Below are 20949 nucleotides of genomic sequence, written 5' to 3'. Positions count from 1 at the left end.
GAGGTGGGGCCTTTTGACCGGTCCACACGTAACCCCACCAGTATCCCCATGCGATGCCCCACCAATTGACCACGCCGGAGACGGCAAACCGGCACCGTTCGGCGAAATCCCGAAAGCACGATCACGGCGCTCGCCAATATCCGAAACCGGCACTTGCGAAAAAGGTCTCGCGAGTGAAAAGGGTCGAATATATCCACACGAGGTGGCGGCAATTCCACCCTGCCTCTTATTGGCATAAAGAGAACGTTGTCCCCGGCCGGTAGGAATTTCCAGAAAGGCAAATAGCGGCCTCAAATGAATTGCGCGGACCGGCTCGGGGACTGCCATCGACGGCACCCTATAGCCCCGCACCGCCCACGCACAAAGCAATGGCCGGTGTGGCCGAGCGAATGGCAATCACTCGGCCACACCGGCCGTGTCAGCGTGTAGGCGGGTCAGGAGAGGAGCGGGGGCACAGTGCGCGGTGTTTTCGCGGCCTGGGTACCGGTGGCCCGGAACCGCCACGACGGCAACGGCCTACGCACGTCGGTCGTGTCGGTCACCTCATCGCGCCGAGCAAAGGGTGGCAACGCGACCGGGGTCGCGCCGACGACCGCGTGGGCGGCGTGGTCGAGGCTGGTGTAGGTAGTGCCCGCGAGTGGTCCGGTCATGATCCGGGTCGAACCGGTGAACGGGAAGAACTCGCCCTCGGTACGCAACAGCCGGTAGCGCACGAAAATCGGCACCCACGGCACCAACGCCGGAGGGACGAACACACCGAGCGCGCGTTCGGCCTCGGCCGCGACCGCCAGCCACAGCTCGAGGCTGTCGGCGGCATGGGGAGAACTGACGAACACACGGTGTAGCTCCGCTGCGATGACAGCCGAAGGGGAAGGGGTGATGAACATGGTCGAGCACCTTTCGAAAGAGATAGATTGTGGGAGCGGTGCCGGGCTCCCCGGAGCTAGGTACTCCGGGGATACCGGCATCGCCCAGTCAGGCCGAGGCGAGGGTGAATCGCTTAGGGGCCGTGCTGGTCTGGCGAGCGGTCCCGGCCTTGGTCACGGTGAGCAGGGCGTTGTGGACCGCGCCGCCCGAACGGTCGAGCGCTTTGCCGATCTGATGCGGCGAGTACTCGTCATCGGGGTGATCGCGCAGGAAGTCCTCGACCTGTCCCCGCAACGCACCGGCGGGCAACCGCACCACCGACTCCTGCTCGGCCGCTACCGCGTCATCGTCCGGGGCCGGGGTCACCGGGGCCGGATCGGCGGGATCGTCGCCCGTGGAGGCAACGACCGCCACATCCGGTGCGGCGGGATCGGCCGGGGTCGGGTCCGGGGTGGCCGGTTCCTGCCCGGCGGGTACGGGCGCGGCCGATTCGACGGCGGTCCAGGTTTTGGTGGCCCGGGGCGATGCTGCATCGCTGTGGGACCGCACGGCCCCAGCGGTTTTCCACCCCAACAGCACGCGCCGCGCGGTCGACAAACTGACCCCCGCCGCAGCTGCCAACACGGCGGTGGCACCGCCGGGATGGGTGCCCAGCGCCGCCCACAACGCCCGGTCGTTGTCGGTGCGCAGTACGGGCACACCCGCCGCCCCCGAACCGCCGTCCGGGGCGGCAGGAGCGGTATCCGGGGCGGGTCCGGCAGATGCCGGGCGCGCGGTGGCGGTGTTCTTCCTTTTGGACATGACAGGTCCCTCCAACAATGGGGTTCGGGTGAAATCGGGTGACGTCCCGGTTGGGACGGAAACCACACCGACCGGGGGCGAAATCCCCGGGGGCGTGTCGTTCCCGTTTCCATGGACGCTCGATACCAGGGCCGATGTCAAGCGGAACGTGAAAACAAATTCCTACGCCGGCATCCCGCTCGTCAGCTTCCGGAATGCGAACAGCGCGAGATGAATTCGACTCACACCGCTATTTCGGCCACCCTCCGCACACCATGTCTGCGAAGTGAAGCGTTCTCGCCGCGGGCAACCACACCGCCGCGAGCCCACCAGGCGAAAGTGCGCGCAGAGCGCCGCTCTACTGAGCCATGCCTCGCGCGTGGTTGTGCCCGGTGCGGCCTCGTACCCCGAGAGAGTGCACTGCACCGCTCACGCCGCCAGGCGTACGAGGTCGATACGCGGTTCCTCGGCTCCCGGCTCGGGGCCGAGCTGAGCGCTACACACGACGAAGTCCATCGTCGACGCGGGCACTAGCGAGCCCGAGGTGCACGGCGGATACTGGACGGACGGGATGTTGACGCTGCCCTTCCGCCGGGCGTCAACGGTTTCGTTTCTCGGGCAAGGTGCGCTCAGGCGGTCGGCGCACCTCGAAACGTGGCGGCACTACGTTGATCGACTGCCCGAAGATGCGAGTCGGCGCATCGACGGCAGTTATCACGGCGACCGAGGCTTTCCCGGTACACGCCGTGCACCCTCGACTCCAGGCCGAGCAGACCGCCACCAGTACACCCATGCCTGGGGCCGAAACCTCACCAATGACGCTCCCGGACGTGGGCACATCCGCAACCCGTATCTGGAAGGTGATCGTCATGGGCAAGGACATGGACCGCGAGTCCGCCGACCGCATTATCGCCGCAGCGGACCGCGACCCTGACTCATCGACCGCGACCTCAGGATTCGCCGATCGCGCCGACGCCGCCGCTACCCGCAACCAGGAGGAGGACGAGGAGGTTCATCGTGCGGACTGCTACTAACCGGGCAGCTTGAGGACACCGAAATTGGCTGTCGATACCGCCAGCTCGGCCACTGCCCTGGCACGGTCGAGCGGGGTGATCCGGTCGCCGTCGATCCTAGCCAGCTGGTACCCGGCATCGTAGAGGACTGGCACAGCGGCTTCGGCGACCTCACGCATGAACTCGAAGTCCAGTGGCTGCACCGATCTCCACCATCTATTTGACAGATCGACACCCCCCGCAGCAGCAGGCTGAGTACATCCACAAAGAGCTCCACCTGATCATCGGGTCCGCGCAGCCGTATACCCCCCTCGATCAGCACCTGCTCGACTCTCTGACGAGCCTGCTGGCCCTCCAGAAGTCGATCGATCTCCCCGGCCAACGCTGTACCCTCGAGCGCCACCCGGACCTGTTGTGGTGTCGTCCCGTGTTCGAGCGCAGCGTGGACGCTGCTCGTCAAGTGATAGTCGGCCTGAAGCCAATGATCGACGCTCGCGAGGATCGAGCTGATAGGCGTGTGCTCGGGATACTGCGCCGCCAAAAGGCACTGGAGCTCCCCCTCCAAATTCGTCATGACTCGACTCTAGGTCCAGACGAGCGACACCGCACCCCCCGACAGCCCACCAAACTACGCCGCTACAAACGCTTTTGAGCTCCGCGTGGGACTGCCTGCGCGTGAAGGCCCGCTCCTTGCGTTCCTAAGCCCACACCTCATGTCGGCCGGGGCATCCCGGTACACGCCGTGCTCCCTCGACTCGGTGTTATCCATCTTCATCTAGCCTCGAGAAGTTGGCCGATCGCTTCGGGTGTGGCGTCAGCGACCGCCGTCGCGGTGAGCGGGCCTCCTCCTCGGCGTTGGTGCGCGAGCGCTGCGGCGCGGCCGTGTATGAATGCCGCCATCTCCCCCGCATCGAATGCGTCGAGTCCAGCGGCCAGGAGCGCACCGGCAATTCCGGCCAACACATCACCGGCTCCTGCGGTCGCCAGCCATGGCGGGGCCTCGGCTTGGCTCGCGACCAGGCCGTCCGGTCGCGCGATCAGCGTCGTCGCTCCCTTGACCAGTACCGTCACTTCGAACGCGCGTGCGATCTCGACACCGTAGTGCCGTGGGCGGGCTTCGACCTCGGCTCGGGGAACCTCTTTGCCGAGCCATCCCATGATGCGAGCCATCTCGCCCGCGTGCGGGGTGAGCAGTACCTGGTCAGCGGAGGCTGTGCGATTGCCTGCCTTGCGATGGGCTACCAATGCTTCGAGGGCGCCGGCGTCCACTACGCACGGCAGCCCAGAGGCGAGGGCGGTGTCGATGGCGTGGTCTTGTTCGTCGTCATCTTCGACACCACTACCCAGCAGCCAGGCTTGCACACGTCCGATACCGGGCACGGCTTCAGGCACAGCGGACAGGACCTGCGCGGTTACTGCGGGCGGGCCGACGAATCGGGTGATGCCTGCGACGCCGGACTGCACCGCGCCCATGACCGCGAGGACTGCGGCACCGGGGTAGGCATCAGATCCCGCGACAACACCGAGGACACCGCGTGTGTACTTGTGCGAGGTGCGTTGCGGTACCGGCCAGCGCGCCGCGATCTCGGCGTCACCGAGGCGGCACGCGATCGGATCACCCGTGACCGGTGGCAGACCCACGTCGACCATCCGCAACGAACCAACGGCATAAGCTCCGGGCGGCATCAGCACGCAGCCCTTCGCGGCCGAGAACGTCACGGTGACATCGGCTTTGACGTGGGGACCGTTGACCTCGCCGGTGTCTGGGTCAACACCTGAGGGCAGGTCGACGGCGATCACCGGTGTCAGGGTCGGTATTGCGGCGACGAGTTCAGCAGCGCGGCCACGTAGCGGGCCGACTCCACTCTCACCGATGATGCCGTCGACGATAAGGTCGGCTCGGCTGATCGCTTCGTCGGCGGCTTCGATATTGTCCACGCCGATGACACGGCCGAGGGCGCGTATGCCGGGTTCGTAGGCGGTGTCGCCGACGAGTATTGCGTCGACATGCACGCCTCGGCGCTGTAAGCGGACGCCCGCCAGGAGCGCGTCAGCGCCGTTGTTGCCGGTGCCGACCAACATCGCCACCCGGCGTCCGTAGATGCCACCAGTGCGTTGGTCGAGCTCTTCGGCACAGATATTCGCCAATCCTGCTGCGGCGCGGCGCAGCAGGCGATCGGGCGGTCCTTGTCGATCCAGCTCTGCCGCTACAGTCGCGAGCAGATCAGCGGCACGGTAGGCATCCCATTTCGCGGTCACGGTGAAGATTCCATCAGACACACTGCCGATCAGTCGATGAGTAGATGGCAACGCCTGGCGAGGGCGCGTGTGTGTGGTCGGGCCTGTGCGTGGTCGCGGACAAGGATTTCACGCACGAGTTCGCGCACGAGACCGGAGTCGTGCACTTCGTCGGAAGAGATCTTCTCGGCCTCGAGCAGCGACATGACAGCCGCGTAGTCCTCTTTGCGCTGCACATATCCACGTGCCGCGTCGATCAGCGGCCGAGAGCGGCGTTCGACCGAGGGAATCCGGTCGGTGTTCAGTCGCGAGATGCGATCTACAACCGCGTCGTGGTCGCCCAATTCGGCCGAGATCGCCAAGCCGTGAACATCAACGTTGCCGACGCCGAACATGGTCCACGGATCGTAGGTGTTGCCCAGCGCTCGGGCCGCCTCTTCGGCCGCTTGATGTAGGGCCCACGCCCGACCGGACTGGTCCGATTGCGCAGAGGAGATGGCGGCGGCCAAGTTGAGCATCCCGAACGCGGCGAGAAGGTCGTTCGAGGAATCGACCGCGAGTAGGCGTTTCAGGTCGTCGGCTGCTGCCAGGCATACCCGCGTGGCTTCCTCTTGCTGACCGGCACGGCGGTAACTTGCCGACATCGCCCACGCGGCGAGTGCGAGTAAACGCGGGTCGTCAGCTTCGCGCGCTGTCGATACCGAGCGTTCCGCGGTCACCCAGGCGAGCTCGGGCTCGGGCAGGTGGTGCAACCAAATACGGGCGATTTGGTAGGTGCCCGACAGAAGGCGAGCAGCGCCACGTTTGTCGTCGGCGGTGAGGTACGCGGCGTTCACGTCAGCGATCAGATCAGGCAATACGCGCCCAACGGCATCGTGCGCGGTCGGGGAACTGTGCCAGGTCTGCCACGCCTGCGCGACCCGTCGGCCGAGTAGCTCGGGTGGAGTAGGCGGTGTTGACGAGGGTGCCAAGATCGGCAGCGCTGTTCGCATGATGACCTCGCGCACCTTCGCGACCTGAGCTCCGCGTGGCGATGGACTGCGGGTGAGCGAGTCAAGCGGACCGCCGAGCAGGTCGGTCAGCGTGCATCGGCAGGCGTTGGCGATGTTGATCAGGTCCGGGAGCCGTTCGGCCGCCTGGATGCCGCGCTCGACCTGCGACACCCACGGGGTCGACTTGCCGATCAGCGCCGCGAGCTGCGTTTGGTACAGCCCAGCGGCCTCGCGGTAGATCTTGATGCGGTCACCGATGCCCTCGATCAGGAGCGGCGGAATATCTGGGTTCATACCACAACGGTACAGGCCAACACTGATAGTTTTCTATCAGTGTGATAGCGCGCTGGTACTTAATGTTTGGTTTACGCACCTAGCCGAGTGGTTCGGGTCAGTCGTCTGAAATGCCTACCGCCCGCCGAAATTCGGCGGCCACGGGAGGTCGGCTGGGCGGGTGCCAAACGTAACCCAGACGCGATGGTCCGGCAGCCGGTACCAGCGCGGGGGTGCACACACACGGGGAGACGTCGTGCGAGACCCTTCGAATTGTATTGAGCCGCAACAGAACTACGACCTGACCACAGTTGAGCGTTCGGTGCTCGAGATCCTTGCACCGGGCGGGTTGCTCACCCTCGACGCCCTTGCGCGCCGTACCGGTCGCCAGGTGCGCGAAGTTCGTCGCGCCACTAACTCGCTGCGGGCGAAGAACCTCGCGTGGGCAAACCGGCGCGGGCAGTGGAGCGCCGCCCCATGACTCAAGAGACCAATCATCCCGGCGACGCACTCAAGTTCCGCCGATCGCTTACCGATTTCGTCCGAACGCTCGAGGGAATGCGCGAAGCCGGGTGGCTAACAACAGCGCCCGCCACACCCACAGACGATGCGACCGCGTCACGCGATCAACGATTGCCCCACGCCCGCAACGCATTTCATCCAACCAATGAGGAGACGAAGTGAAGTCGTTCAGCATCGATCAACAGGTCAGCGATCTCGGTATCCAAGCCATCGCTTTCGTCGTGCCCGGAATCACCGTGCCAGCGGAGACCAGCCCGGCACTCAACCACGAGATCGAGACCTCGGAGAAGTCCATACTCGCCGCGACGGACCCGAAGACCCTCAAGACCGAACCCGAGTTCAAAGCCTTCCGGGCAGTACACGCCCAGGTCGGCAAGGCCGCGAAAAGCGAAATCGCGGCACCGGAAACACTGTTGCGGTTGCTGCACCGCGCCGGACGGTTGCCTCGCATCAATCCGCTCGTCGATATCTACAACCTGGTCTCGGCAGAAACCCGGTTCGCGTTCGGCGCACACGATCTGGCATCGATCGCCGGTGATGTGCAGTTGGCGATAACGACCGGCCATGAACGATTCGTCCCCCTCGGTGCCACCGACCCCGTACCGGTGCCCGCAGGGGAATACGCCTACCTCGACCACGACGACGTGCTGTGCCGCCTCGAAGTCCGCCAGTGCGAGAAGTCCAAAACCACCCCGCAGACCAACGACGCCCTGTTCATCATTCACGCAAGCCCCGGCCGCGACAGTGCCGACCTCGCCACCGCTAAGGACCGACTCGCGGACTTGCTGGCCGAACACCTCGGCGCACAGCCACCGATCGATCTCGAGGCCCAGGCATGAGTACCGAATACGACACCACCCCGACCGCCGATCCGGGGATCGAAGCGCGCGAGGCCCACTGGGGCCGCCGCGCGAACGGGTTCGACACCGACTTCACCCAAGCCCCCGTGCGCGAACAAGTGTTGGACCAGATATCGCGGCAGTTGCCCACCGAGCCCTGTACCGCATTGGACGCAGGCACCGGCAGCGGACGGACCATGGCACGGCTGATCCAGGGACTGCACCCTGAGTCCGACATCGTCGGTTGCGACCTGTCACCGGCGATGCTGCACCAAGCCAGAGTCCACGCACCCCACAAAGCTCGCGGGTCGTTGTCGTTCGTCTACGCCGACCTGTGTGCTTTGCCGTTCGATGACGGCGGGTTCGATCTGGTCGTGTCGACGTTCACCCTCCACCACGTACCACCCACCCAACAGTTGGCGGTGCTGCGCGAATTGCGACGCGTGCTCGGGGAAGACGGCATGTTGATTTTGGCCGACCAGGTCCAGCCCGACCCGCCTCTGTCTGTCGAGGCGATGCGCGCGGCAGTGGCCGAAACGTTCTACCCGCACCTACCCCACGCCGAGGCGGTCGGGCTGCTCTCAACCTACGGCGAATGGCCGCTCACGGTCGGCGAACTCACCGACCTCCTCGAGGCCGCCGGGTTCGGATGCGAGGTCACCGACATCCACCGCATCGTCGCTATCGCCACCGCGACCCCAGGCCACGCCCCACCCGAGGGGTAGGCAATGACGTACGCGAAAAGCGCTGCCTCCATGCAAGATTCGCCGCTCACGCGCAGCATGTTCTACCGGCGGATCTGTAGCCTACCGACGTTCGTGGACACCGTGACGGGGCAGATCATGATGACGGCCGGATCGACCGGCGCGGTCATGATGCCGACTGACCTCGCCCAACGAGTCAAAGTCGAGTTGCAACGCCGCAACGTCGGACCATGCCCGACCATCGGCCACCCCCGCGCGCGAGCATGGTCCTACCTCGTCCGCACCGCCGACATGCGCCCGATCGGTGACCCCGCCGCACTCGCTGAACTCTGGCGCGCGCACGTGGTCGTGATCCGCGACGGCAACATCGTGTTGCCGACCCCGAGCCCAGACCACCACACCCACCGAACCTGGATAGTCCCCGCGACCACACCGTTCCGGCCGTCCGGGTCCGCGGTCTTGGCCTGCGTGCGCCACGTCTTGGACGCGGCCAAGCCGCGCAACCACGGCCCCTACTGACCTCGCCCGGAACTGATCGCCGAAAGGAAACCATGCCCGCCCGCGACGACAACCCGCGCGAAGTGACGCGCATCGAGCGCGCCTACCACCCCGATATCGTGCCGGACCCGCTACGCACACCCGGCTACTTGCGCGCCTACATCGTCGCCAGCACACACGCCATGGGGGTGGACGACCCCGACATCGAGGCAACCCTTGCCGAAAGCATCGAACATCAAGACACACTCGACTCCCTCGGCAGCCGGTACCACTGGCTCATCGGCGAACCCGCGCTACTGCGCACCGTGGACAGCGCCGATGTGATGACCGAACAGATTCACACGCTACTTGCGGCCTTGGCCACCAGAAGCCACATCAAGATCGGGATCATTCCACTCAGCGCCCGATTTCTCACTCCCGTAAGGCATTTCAGAATCTGGGGCGTGGAAGGGGAAGGAATCTGGGTCGATACCGAAGAACTCTTCGGCATATCGGTGTCGCACAGGCGCGGCGACATCGAAAACGCCGAACGCAACTTTGAACTGCTCACCACCCAAGCCGCCTATGGCGAAGACGCTCGCGCGATCCTGCACCGCGCCCTGTCCACCCACGCCACCAACTAGCCACCCACACCGGCAACCCAGGGGGCACCGTGCACCACACCCGATCGGGCACCATCGGACTCGACTGCGGTACGCCACAGTCTCACCACCGCCGAGCGAGCACTTCCCCGATGACACCCCCACCTGCGTCGCCGTGCCCCGAGGAACCCGACATCCGGCTTCTCGTCCAATTCGCTACTGTCCGTATCGAATTCGCGGCGTGCCTGACGGCTGCGCTCGTGTTCGTTCAGGAGGTCGGTGCGCGCCGACCGTGCACCGTCGCGGTCGTGTCCGGGATGTGCGCAGGGTTGCCGCGCTTGCCGACTGAGCGGCTCTATCTGTTGCCCTGACGGCCCACACCCGCCACCGCACACCACAAACCACCTGATTCCCAACGAGCGACCGATTTACTGCCCGGACCTGTGTCATCAGCCCGCAACTCCCGACCGACTGAATGGCCTTCGCGCCCGGTGAGGACCCGAGATACCCTCACCACGGCGCGCCAAGGCGGGCCCGGGACACGTAACCGGCGAAGTCGCGATGTCCGGCGCCCACCAAACCTTGTCGATCCACTCCCCACAAAAGCGACCGCCCGGCACCGGCACAGCCGCGACGCCACAAGACCACCTAATACCTCGAACCACACCGGCGACCCCCCGAGCCGCCGGTTCGAGGGTGGGGAAACGCTCCCGGAGGCTACCCAAACGACCTCCGGGAGCACCCACACCACCCACTGACCGATAACACCGGAAGGCCCGGACCAACACCCCCACACCGTGCGCCCTCGCCACGGACACCCGGGGTCGGTCGGGGGCCTTCCGTCGCACACGACGCGGCAGGAGCCCCCACCGTGACCACCCGCCCACCCCACGTGATCGACCCATACCAGCCCACACCCGCACGCCTGCACAACGTGTTCCTGCGCGGGAAAGACCACTACGAAACCGACAAGGCGCTAGCCGACGCTCTGTCAAGCAGCATCCACAGACCCGCACTCACCGAATCCCGTCGCTTCACCCGACGCGCGGTCGAATACCTGTCCGACCATCACGGGGTGTCCCAGTTCGTAGAGCTGGGGTGTGGTCTGCCCCACGCCCCCGAAATCCACGACCTCGCCGGACAACACAACAGCACCGCGCGGACGTTGTACGTCGACACCGACATCCTCGCGGCCACTCACGGGCGGGCGATGCTGCACGAACCGCCTAGACGGTTCTTCACCGATACCGACATCACCGACACCGACGCGATCATGCGCGACATCACCACGGTGATGGACATGACGGCACCGGCGGCGGTGTGTGTGTCGGGCACCGCGGAATTGATCGCCGACGCCCCCACTGTGCTCGCCGAATTGACCGAACGACTCCCGGTCGGGACATGGCTCGTGCTCACCCACGTCACCGACGAGTTCTACCCCCAGCACATCCAGGCAGCCGCTGACAGCCTGGCCTGCGTCGGCATTCCTTACCACCCACGCGGACGAGACGAGATCACGGCCATGCTCGCCGGATACGAGCTGCTCGCACCCGGTCTGGTCGCCCCGCATCGGTGGGCACCCAATCCGAACCGCGACGACGACGGCGACGGGGAGGGAGTTCGGCGGTTGTCGGCTATCGCACCCCGCCATCGGGCGGCGTGGAACCTGAGCGCTTACGCCGCCATCGGCCAGCTGAGACCCGTGGGGGTGCGTGGTGGCCGGTGACATGGTGCGCGAAGGGACCGACCCGCCGCCGGTGATCGGCAACGGTGGATGCATGGGGTGCGAGAACGACTGCACGACCGCGATTCGCCTCGGAAATGCTCAGTCCAGAAACTGGGGATCCCAGCGGCAGTAGGTGATGGGCGGGTCCACAACGATCACATCGGTAACCGTCAGCAGTTCGGTGGGCACCTGTCCATCGAGGTGGGCGAATGAGGGACACAACACCGCATCGACGGCGACCTCTGCGACCAAGGCCTGCAGCCGGTCCAGCGGGGTCGCCGCGAACACCAGGGTCCCGAGCAGGTCATAGCCAAGATCGGCAGCGGCGGTGCGGATCAGCGATTCACACTGTGACTGGCCAGGACCGGGCAAGTCGGTACGCACATAGCCGATGGCCGTGCTGGCGGCCGCGTGTCGAGGTCGACGGGCGAACCCGGCGCATGCTGCGGCACGAGTGAACAACTGCGCACCTGCCGAATCCGAGATCTGTACGTCCATTAGGTCTCTTACCTTTGGTCTTGTGCCATGCGCGCGCACAGCAAGGGCGGGAGGGAGGGCGGCGTCCGAGAAACCGCGCAAGGCGAGGCGCCTTTGCGAGGGGCTAACGATTCTGCCCACGGTTGCAGAAGGGAGTGGTCGCATAGGCGAAGTAGCGCACGACACCGCTGTTGGTAACCCGCTTGCGCCAGCTACTGGAGCGCTGATACCCGGCGTCGGCCAGCGCGTGATCGAGCTCGTCCAGACCGACCGCCTTGCGCGGCCGCACCGGCAACGACTGCGGCCAATCAGCGGTGTGGCGAATACCACTTGCCACATCGACGATATCGCTGCTGAATACATCGGCGACAGTGTCACCGGCGTCGAGACGGGCGATGACATGGAATTCACTGCGGGACCCGCCGGAAGAAGCGGCAGGAGCTACAGCCCCGGACCGACTACCCATGCCCGAGCACGCTGCACCGGGATCGTCTGGACAGCTGGAATGTAGACACTTGCTCCCGAGATTGCGCTGCGCGCAAGATCGGCTCGGAGTCCTCGACCTCATCCGAACGGACTGGCCATCCACTGCGGATTCGTTTGTTTCGCAAACATCGGGATTTTGTGTGGAATTGATCATCTGACCACCTCACATCCTGCGCTGTGGAGCATTTGACGGGACCACAATCCCAACACAGTTAATAGGAAGCAAATAGAGCAAAAAGACCTTTCCAAAGAAGCAAGAGCCGGAGCAGAACAGAGACCGGACGCATACCCGACGCCAGTGGACTGGGTAGGCCGCCCATAGCCCGGACCACCAGAGAGGCGGAGTCCCGAGCGCAGGCCAACTGGGGTCCCTCCACGCTGCATCACAATGGGGAAGCGTCCCAGCTGAATCCGAACCAACCCCGATTGCAGCATTCCCGCAAGTCAGATAGTATGCACTAATAACACGTCAGCTGGCGTGAGTGTCGACTACATCGTGCGCCTCGAGCAAGGACGTGGGCCCAAGCCGTCCGATCAGGTACTCGGCGCCCTCACCAGGGCACTGCGGCTCACCGATGTCGACCGGGATCTGGTCTACCGGCTCGCCGGTTCCGAACCACCGCAGGCCGGGCGGATTCCGATGGTCATCCGGCCGAGCGTCCAGCGGCTGCTGGACCGGCTCACCGATTTGCCGGTGCTGGTCCTGTCCGCGAAATCCGATGTCCTCGCCTGGAATCCGCTGTCGGCCGCGCTGCTTGGCGACTTCTCCGCCATCCCGCCCGAGCAGCGGAACATTATGTGGCAGCGTTTCCTCGGCACCGGCATGAGCCGCGTCGTCATGACACCGGAGGAGGCCGACAGCAACGCCGCCGCCTGCGTCGGCTGCCTACGCGCCGTCAAGGCCACCTACCCCGACGACCCCGACCTCACCCGCCTGCTCACCGAACTACGCACGGGCAGCGAGGAATTCGAGTCCCACTGGCAAGCCGGCCGTTCCAGCACCATGCACAGCCTCACCAAAACCATCGCCCACCCCGACCTGGGCATCCTCACCCTCGACTGCGACGCCATGCACGTCCCCCACACCGACCAAACCATCGTCATCTACTCCGCACCCCCCAACACCCCCACCGCCACAGCCCTCGACCTCCTCCGAGTAACCGGCCTCGAAACCTTCGGCCCCAGATAGCTGACACTCTCGACACGGCGACGGATCCGCCCTGCCGAATATGGAGTGCCCCAGCGCATGCGCTCGGGATATGGTGCGTGCTTCGATGAGGGAGGAACGATGAGCGCGCCGAGGACAACGACGCTGTGGCGACCGACAGGGCCGGCTGAGTTGACGCTGGTCGCCGAATCCGGCTGGCGAGCCTGGCCTCCCAGGCTGCCGGATCAGCCGATCTTCTACCCGGTTCTCAACGAGGCATACGCGGTGCTCATCGCGCGGGACTGGAATGTTCCGGCCTCCGGCGCGGGATACCTGACGCGGTTCGAGGTTCGCACGGACTTCCTCGACAACTACCAGGTTCAGCAGGCCGGTGGACGCGAGATCCTCGAATACTGGATCCCGGCAGAGGATCTCGCCGAGTTCAACAGCAATATCGTGGGCACGATCGAGGTGGTGCGGCGGTTTCCCGAGAATGCGCCGATGCCGGGGTGACTCACGCCGCGCCGTAAATGGCGATCCCGAAACTGACGATCGTCATCACGATCGTCACCAGGATCCACCACAGCGGCCACACCGACACCAGACGCCGCTGCCACCAACTCCGGACCATCAGCGTCACAACGACGAACGCGCCGACGAATGTCGTGAAGGTCATCAGCCAGGCGCCGATGTCGACGTGGGTACGACACCGGCCAACGCATTCGCTGGACTGTCCCCCAGGCGCGCCGACGAACCCGATCATCAACGTCACGGTCATGCCGAGGAAGAACACCACCGCCAGCAGTACCACCCCGGCGGCCAGGTCGACTCCCCGCCGCCATCCCCCCTTGTCGAACTCCATGGCAGCAGAGTAGTTCTGGACCCGGCCCCGGGACAGAGTGCTTGCTCCGACGACAGCGATGATGAGTACGCCGACGACGACACTGTGGCGACCGACAGGGCCCGCCGAGTTGGCGCTGGTCGCCGAATCCGGCACTCGGGCGGATCTCGCGGACCTCAACCGCAATATCGTCGGCACGATCGAGGTGGTGCGCCGGTTCCCCGACGATGCGCCGATACCGGGCTGATCAGGCTTCCGAGTGCTGCTTCGGGATCGCTGCCTTGATCGCGCTGATCGCGGTCTGTGGGTCGTCTGCCCAGAAAGCGATGGTCGACGAGGTCAAGTCGCCTTGTCGGGTGGGGAAGGTGTGGACAGTCGCCAGCTCCAGGCGGATGTTGGTCGAACTGCCGACCGGGAGGGCGATGGTTCCGTTCGCGGTGCGGTGCAACGTTTTCGACTCGTCGTAACCACGGATGTCGGGACGCACCGCACGCACGGCGGCGAGGGAAATCGCGAGTTCGGTGCGACGCAGGTAGCGCACCCGCAGGCGATCAGCGGTAAGGACGTGCGGGTAGACGTGGTGGGCGGCGAGTAGACCGAGCATCCACAACAGTCCCCAGATGCCCAGTGCCAGCGCGGCGAAGCGGACCGGAACCCACGGAATGATGAGGTGCACAGCGGGAATCTCCACCGCGCTCACCACGACGAACGCCCAGAGGATGGCCGACATGGCACCCGCGTAGCGGATCGGTGTGCCGTCCGCGATGTCGGGTCTGCGGGCGATCGCGCGGGCGAGGCTCACCCACAGATCCATTTCGAACCGGAAGAAACGGCGTATGAGCCGCACGACAGAGCGCATCACGGCCTCCTTTGCAATACAATTGCATTGTAAAGAGCCGCATCATGGCAATACAAGTGCATCGTGAAAGAATGTCCGGATGCCGAAACGGGTGGACCACGATTCCCGCCGCTCCGAGATCAGCGACGCCGTGATGCGGCTGCTCGCCCGCGACGGCCTCGAGTCGGTCAGCCTGCGCCACGTGGCCGCCGAGGCGGGCGTTTCCGCAGGTCAGGTGCAGCACTACTTCCCCACCAAGGACGCGATGATGGAGTTCGCGGCCACCACGATCGGCGCCCGGATCGCCGATCGCATCACCGCCGCGGGCCCCGACCCCGACCTGCACCAGATTCTGACGGCCCTGCTCCCCACCGACCCCCAATCCGCCGCCGACACCCGAACCCTGATCGGCTACCTCGCATTCGCCTCCGTCCGCCCTGACATCGCGGCGACCCTCGCGACCAACGGCCGAGCCTTCCGCGACCACATCGCATCACTACTCCCCCGTCACCCCGACCCCGTCACGGCCGCCAACACCCTGCTCGCCCTCTTGGACGGCCTGGCCCTACACGTCACCCTCGGCCAACTCCCTGCCGACGACGCCCGCACACTACTGAGCACTGCCATAGACGCCGCACTCGCCCGCTCGTGACGTTGCGCCAGGGAGCTACGAGACCTGCCGCGGTGTACACCGATCGGTGTACGCTGAGATTATGGACGATCAGCTCAGCATTCGGGAGGCCCGAGCTCAGCTTCCCGCCGTTGTCAGCGCGGCAGCCCAGGACGGTCACGTCACTGTCATCACTCGCGCCGGCGAGCCTGCCGCTGCGGTCATTCCACTGTTCATGCTGGCCAAACTCGAAGAATGGGAAGACCAGCAACTCGAACGGATGGCCGATGAGGCGCTGGCCGAGGGTGGCGAGCCCGCCAACATCACGCTCGGGCAGATGATGGACGACATTCTCAGTCACGGGCACGAAGGCGCCGCGTGAAGTACGAGTTCTGCTGGACGGCTGCGGCCCGCCGGGCACTGCGCGCGATCCCGCAGCACGATGCCATCCGACTGCTGACGGCGCTGACCCTCCTCGGTGACGACCCCTACCGTCGCGATGGTGTCGACGTCAAAGCGCTCTCCGGCCGCCCCGGCTTCCGTCTCCGGGTCGGCAACTATCGACTGGTCTACGAAGTCGATGACGGCAAGCTGGTCATTCTGGTCGTCACCGCCGGACATCGTCGAGACATCTACGAATAGACGGCGAAGTCGGCATCGCGAAGGATACGTCGACAGCTGGCCCGGTGCGCCCGCACAGACGCACCGGGCCCAGCTCAGCGAGCAGCGGCGGCCTGTGATGCTCGGCGCCGATCGACCGCGGCGGCGGTATCGGCCATCACCAGCTCCGCGTTGATCTGAGCGCCCGCCATCGCACCGGCCGCCGCAGCCGCGCCGACCTGTGCCATCGGATCGGTGGCATTGCCCGCGATCCATACACCGGGGGCCGAGGTGCGGCCGAACGAGTCGGCCGGGATGTGGTCGCCGACCCCGCTCGGGTGGGGTTCGGGGGTGAGGCCGAGGTCGGTGAGGAAGGTGGCGCGGGTGCTGAAGCGGGGGCCGACGACCAGCGCGTCCCGGTCGATGACGGTGCCGTCGGCGAGTCGGACGCCGCTCAGCTTTCCGTCGTCGGCGAGCACCTCGACCACCTCACCGTCGGCCACGCGAACACCCCGTGCCGCAAGCTTTTCCGCGTCTTCGTCAGTCGCCGGAGCCGTGTGCGACAGGAACACGATGTCGTCGGTCAACTGGGTGAACAGCAGTGCCTGATGGACCGCCATCGGGCCGGTCGCCAGGACCGCGATCCGCTGGTCGCGCACCTCCCAGCCGTGGCAGTACGGGCAGTGCAGCACGTCGTGCCCCCAGCGTTCGCGGAGACCGGCGATGGGCGGCAATTCGTCGGCGAGCCCGGTGGTGACGAGGATGCGCCGCGCGAAGACGGACCGGCCGTCCGCCAACTCCACCCGGAATTCGTGGGAGGCGTCATCGTTTCCGGGCGTATCGGAGGAATGACCCGCCCCGGTGGCGGAGTCACCGACAGGGTCGACAGCGACCACCTCGCCGGTCACCACATGACCGCCGTACCCGCGCACCTCCTCGCGCCCGAGCGCGACCAGCTCCAGCGGCGGCATCCCCTCCCGCCCCAGTAGCCCGTGCACCCCGTCGGCGGGCGCGTTGCGCGGCGCACCGGCATCGATCACCAGCACCGATCGCCGCTGCCGCACCAGCATCAGCGCACCGTTCAGCCCGGCGGCACCCCCGCCGATCACCACCACGTCGTAGGACTCGTTCAGCTCTGTCATGTCGACCTCCTTCGGAATTCACAGTGCACCAACGGACGAAAAACTGGCAAGCATGTTTGCCGCTATGGCAAACTGGTGAACATGGACGACCTCGAACAGACCCTCGACTCGGTCGGCCCCCGCCTGCGCGCCCTGCGCAAACAGCGCCAGACCACCCTCGCCGACCTGTCCACCGCGACCGGGATCTCGGTGAGCACCCTGTCGCGCTTGGAATCGGGCGACCGCAAGCCAACCCTGGAACTGCTGCTCCCCCTGGCAAAGGCGCACGGCGTAACCCTCGACGAACTCGTCGACGCCCCACCCACCGGCGACCCACGCATCCACCTACGCCCGGTGACCAGGCACGGCATGACAATGCTTCCGCTCACCAAACGCGCCGGCGGTATCCAGGCCTACAAGATCATCATCCCCCCGGGTGCGCGCGACCGGCCCGACACACCCCAAACGCACGAGGGCTACGAATGGCTCTACGTTCTCAACGGCCGTCTACGCCTGATCCTCGGCGACCACGATATCGTCCTCACCCCCGGTGAGGCAGCCGAATTCGACACCCATGTCCCGCACTGGTTCGGCGCGGCCGACAACCAGCCCGTCGAATTCCTCAGCCTGTTCGGCAAGCAGGGTGAACGCGCCCACTTCCGCGCCAAACCACGCGAAAACGGTTGACGCTCAGTCCCGTAACGCGGAGATCAACGCAGGGCTGAGCGCGAGCGCTGGTAGCGATTCGACCAGCAGATCGACCAACGCCGCACGGCTGATCGGCTTTTCGACCATCCAGGTCAGAATCGTCTCCTCCACGAACGCGATCCAGCCGCGGATCGCGAGGGTGAGCCGCGCCAGGTCGGGATCATCGGGCGGCAGCGGCAGTTCGCTGACGATGAGATCGGCGATGGCGCCGCGGGTCTCGTTGACGTAGTCGGTCATGTCCGGGGTGCGGCTGGCGGGCCCGCGCAACACCGAGTGGTAGGCCGCGGAATGGCCGATGGCGTAGTCGACGAAGCGTTCGATCGAATCGCGCAGCATGTCGAACAGCGACAACTCGCGGTCGGGCATGACGGCGGCATAGAACTCGGTGCTCACATGCCGCGCGATCGCCTCGTGGAACTCCTGCTTGGAGGCGAAGTAGTGGAACAGCAGACCCCGCGAGATGCCCGCCTGCTTGGCGATGTCGTCGACCGAGATGTCCTCGAGCGGTCGATCGGCCAGCATCTCGGCACCGAGGTGGATCAGCTGCAGTCGCCGCTCCTCCGGGCCGAGCCGGACACGCTTGGTCGCTCCCGAACTTCTGCTACTCACATCGACCATCCTAGCCACTACTGAACTATGCTCAATAGCTGTTGACTCCGGCTCAATAGCGACGTAGTCTACGTTACATGAGTCGCAAGGTTACAGACAACGTTGTCGAACCCCGAACCGTCGACAACCGCGCCCGCCACGTGAAGACGATCATCATCGGCAGCGGTTTCGCCGGCCTCGGCCTGGCCATCCGCCTGTCCCAGCAGGGTCGCGAGGACTTCGTCGTGCTCGAGCGAGGCAGCGAGGTCGGCGGCACCTGGCGTGACAACACCTATCCGGGCGCCGCCTGCGACGTGCCATCGCACCTGTACTCGTACTCCTTCGCACTGAACCCGGACTGGACCCGCTCGTTCTCGCGCCAGGGCGAGATCCAGGCCTACATCAAGAGCGTCGCGGAGCGCTACGACGTGCTCGACCGGCACGTCTTCGACTGCGACGTGCGCCGCGTGCACTGGAACAACGAGACCAGCCGCTGGGAGATCAGCTCCACGCAGGGCGAATTCACCGCCGACACCGTCGTCAGCGCGGTCGGCGCCCTCTGCGAGCCCGCGCTGCCCGACATCAAGGGCATCAACGAGTTCGAGGGCGAGATCTTCCACTCCGCGCAGTGGAACCACGACGCCGACCTCACCGGCAAGCGCGTCGCCGTGATCGGCACCGGTGCCTCGGCGATCCAGATCGTGCCCGCCATCGCCGACAAGGTCGCCACCCTCGACGTCTACCAGCGCACCGCCCCCTGGCTGCTGCCGCGGATGGACCGCCCCTACCTGCTGCCCGAGCGCCTGGCGTTCAAGCACATCCCGGGCGTGCAGCGCCTCAGCCGCGCCGCCATCTACGCCGCGCGCGAGACCCAGGTCGTCGGCCTGGCCAAGTTCCCGGCGCTGATGAAGGGCTTCGAAGCCCTCTCGCGCGCCAAGCTGCAGCTCGAGATCCGCGACCCCGAACTGCGCAAGAAGGTCACCCCGAACTACCGGATCGGCTGCAAGCGCATGCTGATCTCCAACGAGTACTACCCGGCGCTCGATCGCGACAACGTCGACGTGATCACCGACGGCATCGCCGAGGTGAAGCCGGGCTCGATCGTCACCAAGGACGGCACCGAGCGCGAGATCGACGCCCTGATCGTGGCCACCGGCTTCCACGTCACCGATTCGCCCACCTACAACAACATCGTCGGCCGCGACGGGCGCACCCTGTCGGAGGTGTTCGACGAGATCGGTCAGCAGGCCTACAAGGGTTCGGCGATCGCGAACTTCCCGAATATGTTCTTCCTGGTCGGCCCGAATGTGGGCCTGGGCCACACCTCGATGGTGTACATGATCGAATCGCAGATCAATTACGTCAGCGATGCCCTGGCTACCATCGACAAACTCGGCCTGAAAACTGTCGAGGTGCGTACGGACATTCTGCGCGAGTACAACACCGGCTTGCAGAACAAGCTCGCCAAGTCGGTCTGGAATACCGGCGGCTGCGCCAGCTGGTACCTCGACAAGCACGGCAACAACACCACCCTGTGGCCGGACTTCACGTTCGAATTCCGCAGGATCACAAAGCATTTCGACGTTTCCGCCTACAATACGACAACCGCAGACGCCCCCGGCGCCGATCTGAAAGTGGTGGCAGCACAGTGAGCAAAGACGCTTACTTCACGAACAAGGTCTGTGTGATCACCGGTGCCGGCTCCGGCATCGGGCGCGCGCTGGCCGAGAACCTGGCCAAGCGCGGCGCCAAGCTGGCACTGAGCGATATCGACACCGAGGGCCTGGCCGAGACCGTCCGCCGATGCGAGGCACTGGGCGCGCAGGTGAAGTCCGACCGGCTCAACGTCGCCGAGCGCGAGGCCTTCCTGGTCTACGCCGACTCGGTGAAGCAGCACTTCGGCGTGGTGCACCAGGTGTACAACAACGCGGGCATCGCCTACCACGGCGACGTGGTGAAGACCGAGTTCAAAGACATCGAACGCATCATGGACGTGGACTTCTGGGGTGTCGTCAACGGCACCAAGGCGTTCCTGCCGATGCTGATCGAGTCCGGTGACGGCCACGTGGTCAACGTGTCGAGCCTGTTCGGTCTGGTCACCGTGCCGGGCCAGGCGGCCTACAACTCGGCCAAGTTCGCGGTGCGCGGCTTCACCGAGGCGCTGTACCAGGAGATGAAGATCTCGAAGACGCCCGTGCAGGTCACCTGCGTGCACCCCGGCGGCATCAAGACCGCCGTGGCCCGCAACGCCACCTACGCCGAGGGCATCGACGGCGCCAACACCGCCTCGCTGTTCGACAAGTACCTGGCGATCCACAGCCCGGAGATGGCCGCACAGACCATCACCGAGGGTGTGCGCAAGGGTCACGCGCGCGTGCTGATCGGCTGGGAGGCCAAGCTGCTCGACGTGAGCGTGCGCTTCCTCGCTTCGGGCTACAACCGGATCTCGGCCGCTGTCAACGGCCGCTTCATGCCGCACTGACCCTCTCGAGATCCAGGA

General features: G+C 65.6%; 27 protein-coding genes. 16 read left to right on the top strand and 11 right to left on the bottom strand.

Going from position 1 to position 20949, the window contains the following annotated elements; all coding sequences use genetic code 11:
• Nucleotides 1-434 precede the first annotated feature (434 nt).
• Nucleotides 435-887, bottom strand: a complete 453-nt coding sequence (locus tag ACWEVR_RS02530; RefSeq protein WP_101465613.1) for a hypothetical protein — start codon at nt 885-887, stop codon at nt 435-437.
• 88 nt (nt 888-975) lie between these two features.
• Entirely contained in the window at nt 976-1668 is a 693-nt protein-coding gene (locus ACWEVR_RS02525; RefSeq protein ID WP_452465515.1) for a hypothetical protein, read from the bottom strand.
• Between the two features lie 809 nt (nt 1669-2477).
• Between ACWEVR_RS02525 and ACWEVR_RS02520 the strand changes: the two genes are divergently transcribed.
• A complete protein-coding gene (locus ACWEVR_RS02520; RefSeq protein ID WP_143876002.1) occupies nt 2478-2681 on the top strand; it encodes a hypothetical protein in 204 nt (67 codons plus the stop codon).
• Here ACWEVR_RS02520 and ACWEVR_RS02515 read toward each other — a convergent pair.
• The 3 genes from ACWEVR_RS02515 to ACWEVR_RS02505 all read right to left on the bottom strand — a co-directional run bounded on the left by ACWEVR_RS02515 (nt 2678) and on the right by ACWEVR_RS02505 (nt 6184).
• Nucleotides 2678-2863, bottom strand: a complete 186-nt coding sequence (locus ACWEVR_RS02515; protein ID WP_452465514.1) for a hypothetical protein — start codon at nt 2861-2863, stop codon at nt 2678-2680. The genes ACWEVR_RS02520 and ACWEVR_RS02515 overlap by 4 nt on opposite strands.
• A 568-nt stretch (nt 2864-3431) precedes the next feature.
• Entirely contained in the window at nt 3432-4940 is a 1509-nt protein-coding gene (locus tag ACWEVR_RS02510; RefSeq protein ID WP_211300388.1) for a bifunctional ADP-dependent NAD(P)H-hydrate dehydratase/NAD(P)H-hydrate epimerase, read from the bottom strand.
• An 8-nt stretch (nt 4941-4948) separates the two neighbouring features.
• The gene (locus ACWEVR_RS02505; protein WP_101465609.1) at nt 4949-6184 is read right to left on the bottom strand and encodes a helix-turn-helix domain-containing protein; all 1236 of its coding nucleotides are present in this window, start codon (nt 6182-6184) and stop codon (nt 4949-4951) included.
• Nucleotides 6185-6419: 235 nt separating this feature from the next.
• Between ACWEVR_RS02505 and ACWEVR_RS02500 the strand changes: the two genes are divergently transcribed.
• The 6 genes from ACWEVR_RS02500 to ACWEVR_RS02475 all read left to right on the top strand — a co-directional run bounded on the left by ACWEVR_RS02500 (nt 6420) and on the right by ACWEVR_RS02475 (nt 11033).
• Entirely contained in the window at nt 6420-6644 is a 225-nt protein-coding gene (locus ACWEVR_RS02500; protein ID WP_452465513.1) for a hypothetical protein, read from the top strand.
• A 199-nt stretch (nt 6645-6843) separates the two neighbouring features.
• Nucleotides 6844-7524, top strand: coding sequence for a B3/B4 domain-containing protein (locus ACWEVR_RS02495; RefSeq protein WP_452465512.1), 681 nt, complete (start codon nt 6844-6846; stop codon nt 7522-7524).
• Nucleotides 7521-8249, top strand: a complete 729-nt coding sequence (locus ACWEVR_RS02490) for a class I SAM-dependent methyltransferase (RefSeq protein WP_452465511.1) — start codon at nt 7521-7523, stop codon at nt 8247-8249. The genes ACWEVR_RS02495 and ACWEVR_RS02490 overlap by 4 nt, the downstream gene beginning before the upstream one ends.
• A 93-nt stretch (nt 8250-8342) precedes the next feature.
• Nucleotides 8343-8747, top strand: a complete 405-nt coding sequence (locus ACWEVR_RS02485) for a hypothetical protein (protein ID WP_211300387.1) — start codon at nt 8343-8345, stop codon at nt 8745-8747.
• 32 nt (nt 8748-8779) lie between these two features.
• The gene (locus tag ACWEVR_RS02480; RefSeq protein WP_101465605.1) at nt 8780-9349 is read left to right on the top strand and encodes a Scr1 family TA system antitoxin-like transcriptional regulator; all 570 of its coding nucleotides are present in this window, start codon (nt 8780-8782) and stop codon (nt 9347-9349) included.
• An 829-nt stretch (nt 9350-10178) separates the two neighbouring features.
• Nucleotides 10179-11033 (top strand): SAM-dependent methyltransferase, encoded by an 855-nt coding sequence (locus tag ACWEVR_RS02475; RefSeq protein ID WP_452465510.1) that lies wholly within the window; start codon nt 10179-10181, stop codon nt 11031-11033.
• A 99-nt stretch (nt 11034-11132) separates the two neighbouring features.
• Here the strand turns inward: ACWEVR_RS02475 and ACWEVR_RS02470 are convergent, their stop codons facing one another.
• Together ACWEVR_RS02470 and ACWEVR_RS02465 are read right to left on the bottom strand one after the other, a co-directional pair.
• Nucleotides 11133-11531: a hypothetical protein gene (locus tag ACWEVR_RS02470; RefSeq protein WP_101465603.1), complete on the bottom strand. Its 399-nt coding sequence runs from the start codon at nt 11529-11531 to the stop codon at nt 11133-11135.
• Nucleotides 11532-11634: 103 nt separating this feature from the next.
• On the bottom strand, nt 11635-11976 hold the full coding sequence (locus tag ACWEVR_RS02465; protein WP_143875999.1) for a hypothetical protein: 342 nt from the start codon (nt 11974-11976) through the stop codon (nt 11635-11637).
• Between the two features lie 498 nt (nt 11977-12474).
• On the opposite strand from ACWEVR_RS02465, the gene ACWEVR_RS02460 reads away from it, so the two are divergent.
• A complete protein-coding gene (locus tag ACWEVR_RS02460; protein WP_452465509.1) occupies nt 12475-13185 on the top strand; it encodes a helix-turn-helix transcriptional regulator in 711 nt (236 codons plus the stop codon).
• A gap of 150 nt (nt 13186-13335) precedes the next feature.
• Nucleotides 13336-13656: an ADP-ribosylation/crystallin J1 gene (locus tag ACWEVR_RS02455; protein ID WP_452465508.1), complete on the top strand. Its 321-nt coding sequence runs from the start codon at nt 13336-13338 to the stop codon at nt 13654-13656.
• 1 nt (nt 13657) lies between these two features.
• Here ACWEVR_RS02455 and ACWEVR_RS02450 read toward each other — a convergent pair whose 3' ends face one another.
• On the bottom strand, nt 13658-14005 hold the full coding sequence (locus tag ACWEVR_RS02450; protein WP_452465507.1) for a hypothetical protein: 348 nt from the start codon (nt 14003-14005) through the stop codon (nt 13658-13660).
• A 61-nt stretch (nt 14006-14066) separates the two neighbouring features.
• Here ACWEVR_RS02450 and ACWEVR_RS02445 point away from each other — a divergent pair, with 61 nt between their 5' ends.
• Nucleotides 14067-14231: a hypothetical protein gene (locus ACWEVR_RS02445; RefSeq protein ID WP_452465506.1), complete on the top strand. Its 165-nt coding sequence runs from the start codon at nt 14067-14069 to the stop codon at nt 14229-14231.
• Here ACWEVR_RS02445 and ACWEVR_RS02440 read toward each other — a convergent pair whose 3' ends face one another.
• The gene (locus tag ACWEVR_RS02440) at nt 14232-14843 is read right to left on the bottom strand and encodes a hypothetical protein (RefSeq protein ID WP_452465505.1); all 612 of its coding nucleotides are present in this window, start codon (nt 14841-14843) and stop codon (nt 14232-14234) included.
• Nucleotides 14844-14922: 79 nt separating this feature from the next.
• Between ACWEVR_RS02440 and ACWEVR_RS02435 the strand changes: the two genes are divergently transcribed.
• From ACWEVR_RS02435 to ACWEVR_RS02425, 3 genes are all read left to right on the top strand, one after another.
• Nucleotides 14923-15474 carry a TetR/AcrR family transcriptional regulator gene (locus ACWEVR_RS02435; RefSeq protein WP_452465504.1) on the top strand — a complete coding sequence of 184 codons (552 nt, stop codon included), beginning with the start codon at nt 14923-14925 and terminating at the stop codon, nt 15472-15474.
• 61 nt (nt 15475-15535) lie between these two features.
• A complete protein-coding gene (locus ACWEVR_RS02430; RefSeq protein ID WP_452465503.1) occupies nt 15536-15814 on the top strand; it encodes a type II toxin-antitoxin system prevent-host-death family antitoxin in 279 nt (92 codons plus the stop codon).
• Nucleotides 15811-16074, top strand: coding sequence for a type II toxin-antitoxin system RelE family toxin (locus tag ACWEVR_RS02425; protein WP_452465502.1), 264 nt, complete (start codon nt 15811-15813; stop codon nt 16072-16074). Before ACWEVR_RS02430 ends, ACWEVR_RS02425 begins: the two co-directional genes overlap by 4 nt.
• Before the next feature lie 74 nt (nt 16075-16148).
• Here the strand turns inward: ACWEVR_RS02425 and ACWEVR_RS02420 are convergent, their stop codons facing one another.
• A complete protein-coding gene (locus tag ACWEVR_RS02420; RefSeq protein WP_452465501.1) occupies nt 16149-17174 on the bottom strand; it encodes an NAD(P)/FAD-dependent oxidoreductase in 1026 nt (341 codons plus the stop codon).
• A gap of 81 nt (nt 17175-17255) precedes the next feature.
• Here ACWEVR_RS02420 and ACWEVR_RS02415 point away from each other — a divergent pair, with 81 nt between their 5' ends.
• Nucleotides 17256-17840, top strand: a complete 585-nt coding sequence (locus tag ACWEVR_RS02415; RefSeq protein ID WP_378669339.1) for a helix-turn-helix domain-containing protein — start codon at nt 17256-17258, stop codon at nt 17838-17840.
• A gap of 3 nt (nt 17841-17843) precedes the next feature.
• Here ACWEVR_RS02415 and ACWEVR_RS02410 read toward each other — a convergent pair whose 3' ends face one another.
• The gene (locus ACWEVR_RS02410; protein ID WP_378669583.1) at nt 17844-18479 is read right to left on the bottom strand and encodes a TetR/AcrR family transcriptional regulator; all 636 of its coding nucleotides are present in this window, start codon (nt 18477-18479) and stop codon (nt 17844-17846) included.
• 68 nt (nt 18480-18547) lie between these two features.
• On the opposite strand from ACWEVR_RS02410, the gene ACWEVR_RS02405 reads away from it, so the two are divergent.
• Together ACWEVR_RS02405 and ACWEVR_RS02400 are read left to right on the top strand one after the other, a co-directional pair.
• Entirely contained in the window at nt 18548-20101 is a 1554-nt protein-coding gene (locus ACWEVR_RS02405; RefSeq protein WP_452465500.1) for a flavin-containing monooxygenase, read from the top strand.
• A complete protein-coding gene (locus ACWEVR_RS02400; protein WP_067637640.1) occupies nt 20098-20931 on the top strand; it encodes an SDR family NAD(P)-dependent oxidoreductase in 834 nt (277 codons plus the stop codon). The genes ACWEVR_RS02405 and ACWEVR_RS02400 overlap by 4 nt, the downstream gene beginning before the upstream one ends.
• The last annotated feature ends 18 nt before the right edge of the window (nt 20932-20949 follow it).

Source organism: Nocardia sp. NPDC003979, assembly GCF_053605015.1.
The sequence above is the reverse complement of the archived record's forward strand: the minus strand, read 5'-3'. Positions and strand labels throughout refer to the sequence as shown.